Annotated in this window: 10 protein-coding genes; 7 read left to right on the top strand and 3 right to left on the bottom strand. The window is 68.1% G+C overall.

Going from position 1 to position 13989, the window contains the following annotated elements:
• The coding region (locus tag OXG30_05300) for a hypothetical protein (GenBank protein MCY4134312.1) at nt 1-6236 on the top strand (6236 nt) is incomplete at its 5' end.
• A gap of 58 nt (nt 6237-6294) precedes the next feature.
• The gene (gene hemL, locus OXG30_05305; GenBank protein MCY4134313.1) at nt 6295-7563 is read left to right on the top strand and encodes a glutamate-1-semialdehyde 2,1-aminomutase; all 1269 of its coding nucleotides are present in this window, start codon (nt 6295-6297) and stop codon (nt 7561-7563) included.
• Here the strand turns inward: hemL and OXG30_05310 are convergent.
• From OXG30_05310 to OXG30_05320, 3 genes are all read right to left on the bottom strand, one after another.
• Nucleotides 7560-8807, bottom strand: a complete 1248-nt coding sequence (locus OXG30_05310; GenBank protein ID MCY4134314.1) for a geranylgeranyl reductase family protein — start codon at nt 8805-8807, stop codon at nt 7560-7562. The genes hemL and OXG30_05310 overlap by 4 nt on opposite strands.
• The gene (locus OXG30_05315; GenBank protein MCY4134315.1) at nt 8804-9583 is read right to left on the bottom strand and encodes a c-type cytochrome; all 780 of its coding nucleotides are present in this window, start codon (nt 9581-9583) and stop codon (nt 8804-8806) included. Before OXG30_05315 ends, OXG30_05310 begins: the two co-directional genes overlap by 4 nt.
• A 105-nt stretch (nt 9584-9688) precedes the next feature.
• Nucleotides 9689-9997, bottom strand: a complete 309-nt coding sequence (locus OXG30_05320) for a HigA family addiction module antitoxin (GenBank protein ID MCY4134316.1) — start codon at nt 9995-9997, stop codon at nt 9689-9691.
• Between the two features lie 358 nt (nt 9998-10355).
• Between OXG30_05320 and OXG30_05325 the strand changes: the two genes are divergently transcribed.
• From OXG30_05325 to OXG30_05345, 5 genes are all read left to right on the top strand, one after another.
• Nucleotides 10356-11330, top strand: coding sequence for a putative DNA base hypermodification protein (locus tag OXG30_05325; GenBank protein MCY4134317.1), 975 nt, complete (start codon nt 10356-10358; stop codon nt 11328-11330).
• A gap of 65 nt (nt 11331-11395) precedes the next feature.
• Nucleotides 11396-11725: a hypothetical protein gene (locus tag OXG30_05330; GenBank protein MCY4134318.1), complete on the top strand. Its 330-nt coding sequence runs from the start codon at nt 11396-11398 to the stop codon at nt 11723-11725.
• A gap of 98 nt (nt 11726-11823) precedes the next feature.
• Nucleotides 11824-12282 carry a hypothetical protein gene (locus OXG30_05335; protein MCY4134319.1) on the top strand — a complete coding sequence of 153 codons (459 nt, stop codon included), beginning with the start codon at nt 11824-11826 and terminating at the stop codon, nt 12280-12282.
• Entirely contained in the window at nt 12279-12656 is a 378-nt protein-coding gene (locus OXG30_05340; protein ID MCY4134320.1) for a helix-turn-helix domain-containing protein, read from the top strand. Before OXG30_05335 ends, OXG30_05340 begins: the two co-directional genes overlap by 4 nt.
• Before the next feature lie 72 nt (nt 12657-12728).
• Nucleotides 12729-13970 (top strand): ImmA/IrrE family metallo-endopeptidase, encoded by a 1242-nt coding sequence (locus OXG30_05345; GenBank protein ID MCY4134321.1) that lies wholly within the window; start codon nt 12729-12731, stop codon nt 13968-13970.
• The last annotated feature ends 19 nt before the right edge of the window (nt 13971-13989 follow it).

A 13989-nucleotide genomic window follows, 5' to 3' on the forward strand; every position in this document is an offset into this window, starting at 1 on the left:
AGACCGCCACCGCGCGCATCTGGAACACCGCGGCGGGGAAACTGCCGGCCGCGGCGGGCAAGGACACCGCCACCTACACGATCGAAGACGACGACGTCTCCATCGCGGGCTTCGCCGAGCCCGCCACCCCCGCAACAGAGGGCGCCACCGCGCAGGTGACGGTGTCGCTGTCGGGGTCGGCGCCGCAGGCGTTCGCGTTGGAGTTCGCCCTGTCGGGCACAGCGGAGCCGTTCGGCGACTACTGGGCCCCGTCCGCCCGCGGCCTGGTCGCCAAGGGGCGGGTGCAGGTGCCCGCGGGAGCGACGTCGGCGCCCATCGCGGTGACCGTGTCCGACGACGCCGAGCCCGAAGGCGCCGAGACCGCCGTTTTGACCCTGATCGACCCCGGCGTCGACGGTGTCGACCTCGACCCCGACGCCTTGTCGCACACCCTCACCATCGCGGCCTCCGACGGCGACGGCCCCGCCGGCGACGCGGTGCAGGCGGGCTGGGACTACGACAGCCTGGAGGGCGGCCGCCGCACCGCGTGGCTGGAGTCGTCGGAGCTGGTTCTGCCGATCTCGGTGTCGCCGGCGGCGAAGGCCGATTTCCGGGTGGCTGTCACCCTGGAGCCTGAGGCGGCGGCGGGGCTGTGGGCGCCGACGCTGGGCCCCGGCGGCGACATCTACGAGGCCCGCCACACCGCGGTGGTGAAGGCGGGGGAGACGTCGGCGAAGATCTCGGTGCCGATGATCGACAACAACATCGTGGAGGACGACTGGACGTGGGTCGCGGATCTGGAGGTATCCGGCGCCGCGTTGGGGGCGGAGGCGGTGTCGGCGCGCCGGGAGTTGGAGGTGGTGGTCCGCGACGACGATCAGGCCGAGGTGCTGTTCGAGCGGCGGGGCGGCCCGGCGGGGAACATCTGGGTGGTGCTGTCGCGTCCGGTTCGGTTCGATTTGAATGTGCGGGTGTTGACCCGCGGCGGTTTGGCGTCGCCGGATGTGGATTTCGGCGCGTATCGCACCGAGACGGGCGGGTTGTTGACCGCGGTGGACACCGGGGTCACCAGCCTCGCCGATATCCGGTTTGTGCATGTGGGGGTGGCGGCGTCGGATCGGCCGGCGTGGCTGTTCAGCGGCCATCCGTGCATTGTGGGCACGTCTTTGTCGGGTCCGCCGCCGGCTGATCCGCCGGCGTGCGGCGATTATCGGCTGCACGAGCATCACCGGGTGGACATCTCGAGGCCGCGGGGGGTGGTGCCGACGGTGCGGCTCGCTCCCGCTCCCGCAGAGGTGCCCGCCGATTGGGCGCTGGTCCCGTCGGGGCTCAGCGTGGGGGACCGGTTCCGCCTGCTGTTCCTCACCTCCACCAAGCATCCGGCCTCGTCGGCTGACATCGGCGACTACAACGCCCTGGTGCAGGCCGCCGCCGCGGCCGGGGGCCATCAGGCCATCCGCGGCCACTCCGAGGGGTTCCGCGTCGTCGGCTCCACCGCGGCGGTGGACGCCCGCGACAACGCTCTGCTGGGCGGCCCGGGCGCGCCGGTCTACTGGCTCGGCGGCGCGAAGGCCGCCGACGGCAGCGCGGATTTCTGCGACGGGTCGTGGGACAGCCGCGCGGCGCGCGACGAGTCGGGGGCGGCGGTGGCGCTGGTCGACGAGGAGACGTTCATCGCCAACGGGATATGGACGGGCACCGGCCATGACTGCACCGCCCGGGCGGGCCACGAGCTGGGCTCGGCGCGCCCGCAGATGGCGTCGGCGGAGGTGGTGTCGGGCTCGGCCCATGGGCCGCTGCGGGTCGCCCATCCCAACGCCGTCAACCAGCCCAACACGCACTCCCGCCGCCTGTACGCGGTGTCGGAGACGTTCGAGGTGGCCGCCGCGGGCGGCGGGGTGACCGAGCCGGTGGAAAACCCCGACGGCACCTGGACGGTGCCCGCGGACTGGGCGCTGAGGCCTTCGGGGGTTGGGGGAGGGCAGCCGTTCCGGCTGCTGTTCCGCACCAGCAGCAGAGGCGACGCCACCGCGACGGACATCGCGGTCTACGACCAGCGGGTGCGCGACGCGATCGCGGGCGGGTCGCTGGACGCCATGAAGGCGCTGGGGTCGGGCTTCAAGGCGGTCGGGTCCACCCAGAGCGTGGACGCCCGCGACCACCTGGGGATGCGCGACGGGCCGGCGTGGCGGTTGGGCGTGCCGGTGTACTGGATGGACGACGGGGGCGACGGCAAGGTCGTCGCCTATGACTACGCGGACTTTTGCACGATGAACGCGGGAAGCTCGGGCAGCCCGGAGCTGTGGTGGCGCAACGACCTTCTGGCCGACCAGCGCGACGAAAACGGCCAGGCGTTCAGCGGCGACAACAACTGGCCGTGGACCGGCACCGCCAGCGACTGCACGAAGCGGGCGAACCGGTGGCTCGGCCACACATCGGACGTGGAGGTCGGCGCGCACCGCGACGGGCGCACCTGGGGGCCGCTGTCCAACGGCCGCCAGGCCCCCAGCGAGAGCAATTCGCTGTACGGGATGTCGCCGGTGATCACCGCGGAGGCCGACCCCGGAACCGAGGGCGACGTCCTGGCCTGGGAGCTCACCGCGGACCCCAAGCCCGCCGTGCCCCTGGTCGCGACGGTGGAGGTGTCCCAGGACGGCAACTGGGTCGCGCCGGGGCATCTGGGCTGGCGCCATGTCGTGATCGGCCCGTCCGGACGCGCGGTGTTCACGGTTCCGACCGTCGACGACGCCACCGACGAGCCCGACGGGGCGGTCACCCTGAGCTTGGCCCCCCAGTACGGCCCCGGCGGGTTCCGCATCGGCCGCCCCGGCGGCGCCTCCCAGCCGGTCGCCGACAACGACCCCGCGGGCAGCGGCGGCCAGGACACCATCGCGGCCGTCCCGGAGGTGTCGGTCGTCGCGTCCGCGGGCGGCACAGAAGGCGCCGACGTGCAGTTCATGGTCGCCGCCAGCCCCGCGCCCACAGCCCCGCTGGCGGTCACCGTCACCGTCACACAGGACGGCGACTGGCTCGCCCCAGGCGAGGCCGGGCAGCGCACCGTCACCATCGGCACAACAGGCACAGCGACGGTGCGGCTCGCGACGGTCGACGACAGCGCCGACGAGCCCAACGGGTCCGTCACGCTCACGATCCAGGCAGGCTCGGGGTACACGCTCGGAACCCCCGCCGCCGAGAAGGCGGCCGTCCACGACGACGACGACCCCCCAGCCCAACAACAGCAACAGCAGGCCCCGGCGGTGGACACCTCTGAGGCCGAGGCGCTCATCGACGCGATGATCGCCCGCCACCGCGACGTCACCGGCAACCAGGGCGCGCTCGCCAACTGGCAGAAAGCCCAAAAGACGATACGGGGCGAGCCGGGCGGGTTCACCGTCGCCGAGCTCGAGGCCCACACCGCCGCCGTCGAGCCCGGCGAGCCTCGAAACCGGTGGAACAAGATCCTCGCCGCCGCGAAGCAACTCGCCGCCGCCCAGCAGCAGCAGCAGGGCAGCTCGGACGACGCGGCGCTGCCCGAGATCCGCATCGGCCACAGCAGCAGCCCCATAGCCGAGGGCGGCGACGCCGGGTTCGTCATCACCGCGGTGCCCGCCCCCGCCGAGCCCCTCACGGTCGCCGTCACCGTCGCCGGCGGCAGGGCGGCATCAGGCCACACCGGGCAGCGCGCGATCACTGTCCCCGCGTCGGGCATCGCCGGCATCACCGTCGCCACCGCCGACGACCAGGCCCGCACCCCCGCGGGCGACATCACCGCCACCGTGAACACCGGCGCCGGCTACACCGTGTCCGCCACACGCGGCACAGCGGCCGTCGCCGTCCAAGACGACGACCCCGCCCCCAAGAAGGCCCCGCCGCCGGCGGTGCCCGAGATCAGCGTCACCGCGGGCGCGGGCATCACCGAGGGCCAGAGCGCGTCGTTCACGATCACCGCCAGCCCCGCGCCCAAAACACCGCTGACCGTCACCGTCGCCGTGGCCCAGACCGGCGACTGGGGCGCGGCGACGGGAACGGCGACAGTTGTGATCCCCACGACAGGCTCGGCCGCCCACACCGTGGCCACCGCCGGCGACGAGGTCGACGAGGCCGACGGATCGGTCACCGTGGCGGTGAGCGCGGGCACGGGCTACACCGTGTCCGCCGCCAAGGGCGCGGCGTCAGTGGACGTCTCAGACGACGACGACCCGGCTCCCGCCGCTGCGCCCGAGATCGCAGTCGCCGCCGGCCCCGCGATCGCAGAGGGCCAGAGCGCGGTGTTCACCGTCACCGCCACACCCGCCCCCGAAGCACCGTTGACGGTGTCGGTGGCGGTCATCCAAAGCGGCGACCTCGGCGCCGCGGCCGGCCCGGCGACGGTCGTCATCCCCACGACAGGCTCGGCCGCCCACACCGTGGCCACCGCCGGGGACAGCACCGACGAGCCCGACGGGTCGATCACCCTCACCCTGAGGGCGGGCAGCGGCTATGCCGTGTCGCCGGGCAGGCCCGCGGCCACCGTCGCCGTCTCCGACGACGACCCCCCGCCGCCCCCGCCCAAGCCGACCTGCCGCACATCGGACGCGGCCCTGCTGGCCGAGGTTTTGGCCAAGGCCGGCGACCCGTGGAACGGGGCCCGCCCCGACCTGGTCGACACGTTCGGGCGGGCCCATGCCACCATGCTGGGCGCCGACACCTACACCACAGCCGACCTCAAAGCGAGGCCGGACCGCCAGACGCCGAACTGGCAGGGCGCCGGGCCCAACGCGCTGTGGCAGGACATCTACGCCGAGCTCGACCGCCTCCAAGCCTGCCGCGCCAAAACCCCGCAGACCCCGCCGCCGCCCGCCGTCGTGCCGCAGGTCAGCGTCACCGCCGGGCCGGCCATCGCAGAGGGCCAGACCGCGGCGTTCACCATTACCGCCAGCCCGCCGCCGCCCGCGCCGCTGAGCGTCGTGGTCACCGTCACCCAGGCCGGCGACTACGGCGCCGCCCTCGGCGCGCAAACCGTGGTGATCCCCACCGGCGGAACCACCGCGTTCAGCGTGGCCACCGCCGGCGACGGCGCCGACGAGCCCGACGGCTCGGTCACGCTCACGCTCAACGCCGGCAGCGGCTACACCGTGTCCGCGACCAGCGGGTCGGCCGCCGTCGCCGTTGCCGACGACGACCCCCCGCCCCAAGATCCCGACACGCCCGACACTGATCCCCAAGACGACCCCGACACCCCCGACACTGATCCCCAAGACGACCCCCCGCCCCCGCCGCCCGTCCCCGATCCCGTGATCAGTGTGACAGCCGGCCCCGGTATCGCAGAGGGCCAGAGCGCGGCGTTCACCGTCACCGCCGCCCCCGCGCCGAAGGCGCCGCTGACCGTCACCGTTACCGTCACCCAGACCGGCGACTACGGCACCGCCACCGGCACCCGCACCGTCGTGATCCCCACCGGCGGAACCAAGACCGTCGCCGTGGCCACCGCCGGCGACAACACCGACGAGGCCGATGGCACGGTCACCCTCACCGTCGACGCCGGCAGCGGCTACACCGTGTCCACCGCGCACGGCGCGGCCACCGTGGCCGTCGCCGACGACGACGTTCCCCAGATCAGCGTCGCCGCCGGGCCGGGCATCACCGAGGGCGCCTCAGCGGTGTTCACCGTCACCGCCACCCCTGCCCCGGCCGGCCCGCTGACCGTCACCGTCACCGTCACCCAGACCGGCGACTACGGCGTTGTCACCGGCGCCCGCACCGTTGTCGTCCCAACCAGCGGCGCTGCGAAACTCGCCGTCGCCACAACCGGCGACAACACCGACGAAACCGACGGCACGGTCACCCTCACCGCCGGCACCGGAACCGGCTACACCGTCTCCACAACCCAGAACACCGCAACCGTGGCCGTCGCCGACGACGACAACCCACCCCCGCCCCCCGCGGGCCGGCAGATCAAAATCGCCGATGCCGCCGCCGCCGAGGGCGGCAGGCTGCGGTTCGCCGTCACCCTCACCGAGACGTTCTGGCGCACCATCACCGTCGACTACCAGATCACCGGCATAACCGCCCAACAGGGAACCGACTGGCACATCCCCCGCGCCACCGGCACAGTCAGCTTCCGGGGCGGCCAGACCTACCAGGAGATCAGCGTCCTCGCCCTGCCCGACAACCGCGCCGAGGGCGACGAAACCCTCCAAGTCACCCTCACCAACCCCCGAGGCCCCGCCACCCTCGCCAACGCCACCGCCACCGGCACCATCAAAGACACCAACTGAGCCCCGCACAAACCAGAACCACGGGGGGAAGCTCTGGACACACCGCTAGGATCGCTGGATGACCACTAATCAGGGGTTGTTTGAGCGGGCCCAGCAGGTGATTCCTGGGGGGGTCAACTCGCCGGTGCGCTCGTTCCGGTCGGTGGGGGGCACGCCGTACTTTGTGGCTCGGGCCGAGGGCCCCTACGTGTGGGACGTGGAGGGGCGCTGCTACATCGACTATGTGCAGAGCTACGGCCCCGGCATTCTGGGCCATGCCCATCCTGCGGTCACTGAGGCAGTGGTTGAGGCCGCCGCCGACGGCACCAGCTACGGAGCACCCACCGAGCGCGAGGTGCTGCTGGCCGAGACGCTGTGCAACCGGGTGCCTGGCATGGACTGGACCCGGCTCACCTCCAGCGGCACCGAGGCGGCCATGGCCGCCATACGCCTGGCCCGGGGGGCCACCAGCCGTACCAAGATCATCAAGTTCGCTGGCTGCTACCACGGCCACAGCGACGGGCTGCTGGCCGCGGGGGGCAGCGGGGTGGCCAATCAGGGCCTGGCCGATTCGGCCGGCGTCACCCCCGGAGCGGTAGCCGACACCGTGGTGGCCCCTTACAACCAGATTCCCGCGGTGGACGTCGAGGTGGCCGCAGTGGTGGTGGAACCGGTGGCGGCCAACATGGGAGTGGTGGCACCGATTCCCAGTTTTTTGGAGGGGCTGCGAGCCGCCTGCGACGAGGCCGGTGCCCTGCTGGTGTTCGACGAGGTCATCACCGGGTTCCGCCTGGCCCCCGGTGGGGCCACCGAGTGGTTCGGAGTGACCCCCGACCTGTGGTGCTTCGGCAAAGTGGTGGGTGGCGGACTGCCCATCGGCGTGTTCGGCGGACGGGCCGAACTCAAGGAACACCTGGCCCCGCTAGGCGGCGTGTACCAGGCCGGAACCCTGTCGGGAAACCCGCTGGCCACTGCCGCCGGCTTGGCCACCTTGGAGCAGCTCACCCCTGATGTCTACCGCAGCCTGACCGACACCGCGGCCCGTCTGGCCGACGGCATGGTGAAGGCGGCTGCGGCGGCTGGTGTCGCCTGCACCGTGCCCCGGGTGGGATCACTGCTCGGCGTATTCTTCTGTGCCGACGCGCCCTCCGATTTCGACCAGGCCAAAGCTGCCGCGGAAAACGGCGTGTATCCCCGGGTGTTCCATGCCCTCCTAGAGTCTGGCGTGGCGTTCGCTCCCGGCCCCTACGAGGCCTTGTTTCCCAGCCTGGTCCACACCGACGATCACATCGACACCACGGTGGAGGCGTTCGCGTCCGCCTTGAAGCAAGAGCCGACTGCCAGTTAACGCGCTGAGGTTGCCCTGGAGACCCTCGCCGCGGCTTTGTAGATGTACTCGGCCGGTCCGGGGTCATCGGGGTCCATGAGGTTGGCCATGATCCGCAGGGCCCATTCCATGGCCGGGCGAGACCGCATGCCGATCCGGGTCAGTTGCCGCAGCAGCGCCGGCTTGCCGATCAGCCGGGCGAATATCCGGGCCACCCGGAAGTAAGCCCCGTAGTTCTCCTCCAGCAGCTCCGGGTACCGCCGGATCACCTCCCCGTCGCCGGTGGCGGTGGCCTCGGCCACCAAGTCGGCGGCCATCTTCCCGGTTTCGTAGGCGTAGTCGATGCCCTCGCCGTTGAAGGGATTCACCGATCCGGCCGCGTCTCCCACCACCAGGTAGTTCTGTCCCACCTTGGGGTACACCGATCCGGCCATGGGCAGACGCCCTCCCACCGGCTCCATCAGCGGGCGGTCGGGATCGATCTCCCAGTAGGCGGGCAGCGTGGCCGCAAACTCCCGCATCAAGTGCGAAGTGTTCACCGAGGTGTAGTCGCGGAATGTGGACAGCAGCCCGACGCCCACATTCACGCAGCCGTCGCCCAGCGGGAAGATCCAGCCGTAGCCGGGCAGCGAATTGCCGTTGCGGTCCCGCATGTCCAGTGCGCTCTCGATCCATGGGGTGTCGTGCAGCGGGCTCTCGAAATAGGTGCGGATGGCCATGCCCTGGGGATAGGCCCGGTCTCGGGCGGTGCCCAGGGCCCGGCCGAACCGGGAGTTGGCCCCGTCGGCCACCGCCACATAACGGGCCTGGATCTGACTGGTTTGCCCGGTGGCCTTGTCCACCACCTCCGCTCCGTCGAGCACCCCGTTGACCAGGAGCGGCTGGGTGGCCTCGGTGGCCAGCATCATTTCGGCACCGGCTGCTATCGCGTGGTCGGCCACCAGCTTGTCGAGCTCCCGCCGTCGAACCACATAGCCGTAGTCGGGGAACACCGAGTGCTGGGGCCAGGCCAGCTCCATGGTGCGCTTGTGAGCCACCGCCCGCAGCCCTCCATAGCGGTGGCAGCGGTTGAGCTCATCGCCCAACCCCATGTCGTGCAGCGATTTGACCGCCCGGGGGGTCAGTCCGTCGCCACAGGTCTTGTCGCGGGGGAACTCCTTGCGCTCCACCACCACCACGTCGAGGCCGTGTCGGGCCGCCCAATAGGCGGTGGCTGCTCCCGCCGGACCGCCGCCGACGACCAGCAGATCGCGACGAGGCGTCAGCCCGCTCCGATCCCGGCGCTCGCCATCAGGCCGTTCAACGTGCTGGGGAAGGTTTGCCCGATGTCGAACTGATTGTGCAACACGCCTTCGGCTTCGAACAGCTCTTCGAGATCGTGCAGATCGGCTTCGGAGGCCCCGCCCAACTCCACCCGCTCGAAGTAGACCACGGCCAAAATCTCCCGGGCGGTGAGCTTGTCGCCGTTGGCGGGCATGCCTTCCGCAGAGACATCGCCCTCGTCGTTGTACACCTGTCCTTCCGGGGGCGAGCCGTTGACCACCCAGATCACGTGATCTCGCCAGTCGACAAATGCATTCAAGACTTCGCCGCCGACCAGTGCCGGGCCGATCCCTCCACCGCCCTCGGCGCCGTGGCAGCCGGCGCACCCGCCGCTGCCGTCGTAGACCTCCCGGCCCAAGGCGATGATCTCGGTGTCCCGCTCGGGAGACTCCAGCGTGCCGGCGAAGATGATGGCCCAGAACGGCAGGAAGATGAGCACCGGAACGGCCCACACCGGGATTTTCTTGCGAGTCAGAGCGGCCTGAACCCACGGCTTGACCGGTTCGGGCAGAGGTTCGGACTCCGGTTCCAGGTCGGGAAGCTCGGGCAAAGAGGGCACTGCCGCAGCCGCCGGCGCCTGGGTTTGGGCTACTACGGGAGCGGCGGCGGTCTCCGACGGCGGGACCTCTGCCGCCGGTTCGTCGCCAGTAGTCGCGCCGAGATCACGGCGACGATCTCGCGATCGTTGCAGCAGATGCTCGGGTACTTCTACCAACACTCCTCCGGTGTGACTTCCGACCGGAACAGCCTCCGGTCCCGTGCCACATTACGCTCGCCCAACGCTAACGGCCCAACCCACGCGAGAGGCGGTTTATGGGCGCAATCAGCGGGAAGCCACTAGCGGCGAGATGCCGTCGAGTTGCTCGGCTTCGTCTCGTTGGGTGCGGTAGAGATCCCAGCGCAATTGCAGATTCATCCAGAACTCCGGGGTCGTTCCCAAGCATCGGGAAAGCCGTAGTGCGGTACTAGGGGTCATCCCACGTCGCCCCAGCACGATCTCATTCACCCGCTGAAAGGGCACATTGATCGCAGTGGCTAGATCGCGCTGAGTGATCCCCAAGGGTTGCAGGAACTCATGCAAGAGCATTGAGCCTGGGTGGGTCGGCTCTCGGTCACTTGGGATACGCACCATGTCAGGTTCCCTTCTAATGGTAGTCAGTGACCTCGACCTGCTCAGGACCATCCCCCGGAACTCCGACGAATACGAAAACGGCATCGCTGCACCTCCCAGCTCGGAACCCCACCACTCTCACAAACCGAGACCGAAAAAAGGTGGACACATCAGGCCAGCAGCGTCCATGCGAAGCAGATTCAGCTTCCTGTGGGCAACGCCCCGCAGGTGGCGAGGGGTTCGCCGAGGCGGCGGGCGAGGTATCAGCGGGGCGTTGCCACCCGGGCTAAAGCTGACGTAGGTCGTTGACAGTCGAGGTCTTTCGTAAGATGGATTTCCCATGGGGGGGAGTTGGGAGATTGAACTCGGCGGGCGGCGGGTGCGGGTGACGGAGGTGTTCTGGTCGTATTGGCGACTGGCGGCCGAGCGGCAGGCAATCTTCTTTCGCCGTGTGTCTGGAGAAGCTAGCCCGTGGACCGACGATCCCGTTCTGGGCCGCTACAGGTTTACGAATGCGTATCGCGCGTCGGATCGAGTGAGTCAGTACCTTCTCCATCATGTGATCTACGACGATGAGCACGACGCTCTCGACACGATCCTGCGGGTTCTGCTGTTCAAGATTTTCAACCGGATCGACACCTGGGAGTACCTGGTTGATCGCGTAGGGCAGCCGACAGCAACTGGCTTCAGCGCCGAAGCATACGCGAAAGCATTGGACGAGCTGCTCGACCAAGGGCGACGCGTGTATTCGGCGGCGTACATCATGCCGAATCCGCGGCTGGGAGCAGATCGCAAGCATCGCAACCATCTGTCTCTCCTTGAGATGCTGCTGCGGGAGGGTGTGCTTGCAGACCTTGAGAAAGCCCGTTCGCTGAGGTCCCTGTATGAGCAGCTGTGCGATGTGCAGTCGTTTGGCCCGTTCTTGGCGTTTCAGTACGCCGTAGATCTGAACTACTCGCCGTACTTCGAATTCGACGAGATGGAGTTCGTTGTGGCGGGCCCAGGCGCTCTGCGTGGTATTGGCAAGTGCTTCGCGGACACCGGCGGCCTCGACGCGGCCGGTGTGATCGCAGCGATGGCGGATTCGGCGACTGACTTCTTTGAGACAACCCCGATGCCGACGCCGTTTCGGGACTTGTGGGGTCGTTCTCTTCAGCTCATTGACTGTCAGAACCTATTCTGCGAGGTCGACAAGTACGCCCGAGTCGCTCACCCCGAACACTCAGTGGATGGGCCGGGCCGCATCAAGCAGGTGTTTCGGATCGACCAACGGCCCTTGCCACTGGGCTACCCACCCAAGTGGGGCTTGCCGTTCTCAGCGCAGGCCCCCTCCTGCATCGGCGCTGCAAGCTAGGCCCGAAAAGCCACAGTGAAGTCATGTCCTTGACAGCGAATGTCAGATAATCTAACATCTATGTCGTGCAAGATGACATCGACACGGGCAGCATTTCCCCGCCTCAGACCCAACCCGAGAGCGCAGTCGATGTCCGCGGGCTCAGCGAGAGCGAACTTGAGGTCCATGTGAACACATTGCTCGCCAGCATCGGTGAAGCCCCAAGTGACTCCGGTGCTGGCATTGCCAGCCTCTCAGCAGTGTGGGTGATTAGTCAGGTCGAAGAGGCGTGCGGAGTAGGGCGTCTCGTCAACCCTAAAGACCTCACCAAAGATGATTTCGCTTCTCCAACAGCCCTCAGCCGGATGCTGCACCAGCAAATTCACAAGCAAGACGCGCCATTCGTCGAGTCATGAGCGAGCTACTCGGTGCGACCAAGACGTTGAGCGGAGCGTGGCTCCAGGCACTCTCGCATACGGCCAGGCAGCAGAGTGGTCGCTGCGTTCACTTGGTGATGACGATTGAGAACCCCGGCTCTGAGGACGAAGCCATCCGCCATGCGCTCGATCAAGCTCTCAATGAGACTGATACTCCGGGTGTAGAGACTGTCGCCGGCACCTTCTTCCCCAAGACGCTGTACCAGAGTCCCGGATTCTCATGGTCTCCCGACCTGGATGAGCCAGACATTGGCACCTTGGATACTGCCGCGCGAAACCTCTACCAGCGCTACGAACAGATGTTGCCCGTCCTGTTGAGATTCCCACAAGACATCGAGATCACATCGTCGGAATCGGGAGCTCCAAGCGTCGCGTTGCGAGGTTCGGCTGCCAAACAGGCCGGATCGCTTGGCATCTCGAAGTTCCACATCTCCGCCTCCCATGAGAATGGCTGGGCCACGGCAATCGCAGTTGCCTCCGCTAAGACGGGACAAATGGACTCTGAAGTGCCACACCAGCGAAAGGACAGATCATGAGCATGGATGTACCGGAATCCGACGCTAGCGAGCAGATGGTTCTCGCGCAGCGGCTACGGGAAGCGCGCGAGTACATCGGGCTCCTTCAAGAGGATGTCGCGGCTGCACTGGACATCCCCAGAGCAAGCGTGTCAGCGATTGAGTCCGGAAAGCGGCGCGTCTCGTCTCTCGAACTCAGGCGTCTCGGCCGCATTTATCGCCGCCCCGTGGCGTGGCTACTTGGGGAAGAGGGTGCAGAGGTCGACATGAATGCTCCCCTGTATCGGGCGACCGAGGCGCTGTCGGACCAGGACAAGGAGCAGGTCTTGCGCTTTGCTGAGTTCCTCGCCGGAGCGGGACGACCCGGGGCCTCCCGAACTGAACAAACGGAGTAGCCCGTGCCCTCAGGACACACACGCCGACTCATGGCTGCAAGCTCTGCGAACCGGCTTTTGAACGAGGCGGGCGTGGATCAGAAGCGCCAAGTAGACGTGTTCGGTTTGATTGAAAGCTTCGACTTGTGGCTCGCTTTTTTCCCGCTCGATGGGCTCTTGGGCGCGTACCTGCCAGAGGGCACAGGCGGCATCCTCATCACCACCGAACGCTCGACACCGATCCAGCGGTACACCGCGGCGCACGAGCTCGGACACTGGCGACTCGATGGCGGCCACGATGCTGTACTCGATACGGAAGCGGACGTGCTGGGGCGCACCGACATCGAGCGGGAGACTCTTGCACAGATTTTCGCTGGGGCACTGCTGATGCCGCCCCCGCTCGTACACAGCATCCTGTCGCGCCGTAACGCGACATCTCTCGGCCCGTTGGACGTATACACCGTTGCCCGTGAAGCAGGCGTGAGCTATGAGGCGGCCGCGAGGCAGCTGTACCACCTCGAACGGATCACGCAGCACGAACTGCGAGAACTGCTCAAGGTGAAGCCGCTAAAAGTCAAACAGGCGATTGGCGCCGGACGCCGACCCGTGGTGGGCATTGCGGATGTTTGGCCAGTTGACATGGCTTGGCGCGACCAGCAACTCAACGTCCGGACTGATGACGAGATCATTATTTCGTTGCCCGAAGACCGAAGTACCGGCTACAGGTGGACGATCCCAGGTATCGATTCGAATCCGCGACGCTCCGCGACACAGCCGCCTCCCCCCTTTGCTGACGACGAGTTCCTGGGCTGCGCAGAGCTAGCGATGGCTGAACCGAAGGTTGAGCCACATCGCAAGCCACCTAGCCAAGCCATCGACCGAGCGCGTCAACCCGCGCCGACGGCGAAACCGGAGCCACTCCCCATTGCCGGTGGGCGGGCAACCGTGGTCGGTGATGTCTACTTCCCAGATGGCACCCCTCAAGTGGTTACCGACGCGGCCATCCGAAGTCGCCGCCTCGCGAGACTTGGTGCCTCCGGAGCTCGGGAGGCCGTACAACAAGTCCGCAATGAGAAGATCGTTGTGGGTGCGGTGGGCCGCCGAGTCTTCGGCATACGTTTGGAGGAGCCAGGCAAGACGGAGCTCCGGCTCGTGCTGCGAAACGAGTACAGCGACGCCGATCCGGTCGACGAGTATCGAATCACGGCGGCCGTCGAGGCACGGCGAGAGGCGTTCACCATCGACCAGATCAGCGCCAGCGACGACGATTGGGCGGACGTAGTGCAGGATCGCCGACGCGCGACCGCCTCAGCATCAGTAGATGAACACCGCTAGGCGATGGCCGGGTACGACG

This window comes from bacterium (assembly GCA_026708015.1).
Classification (GTDB): Bacteria; Actinomycetota; Acidimicrobiia; order Acidimicrobiales; family Bin134; genus Poriferisocius.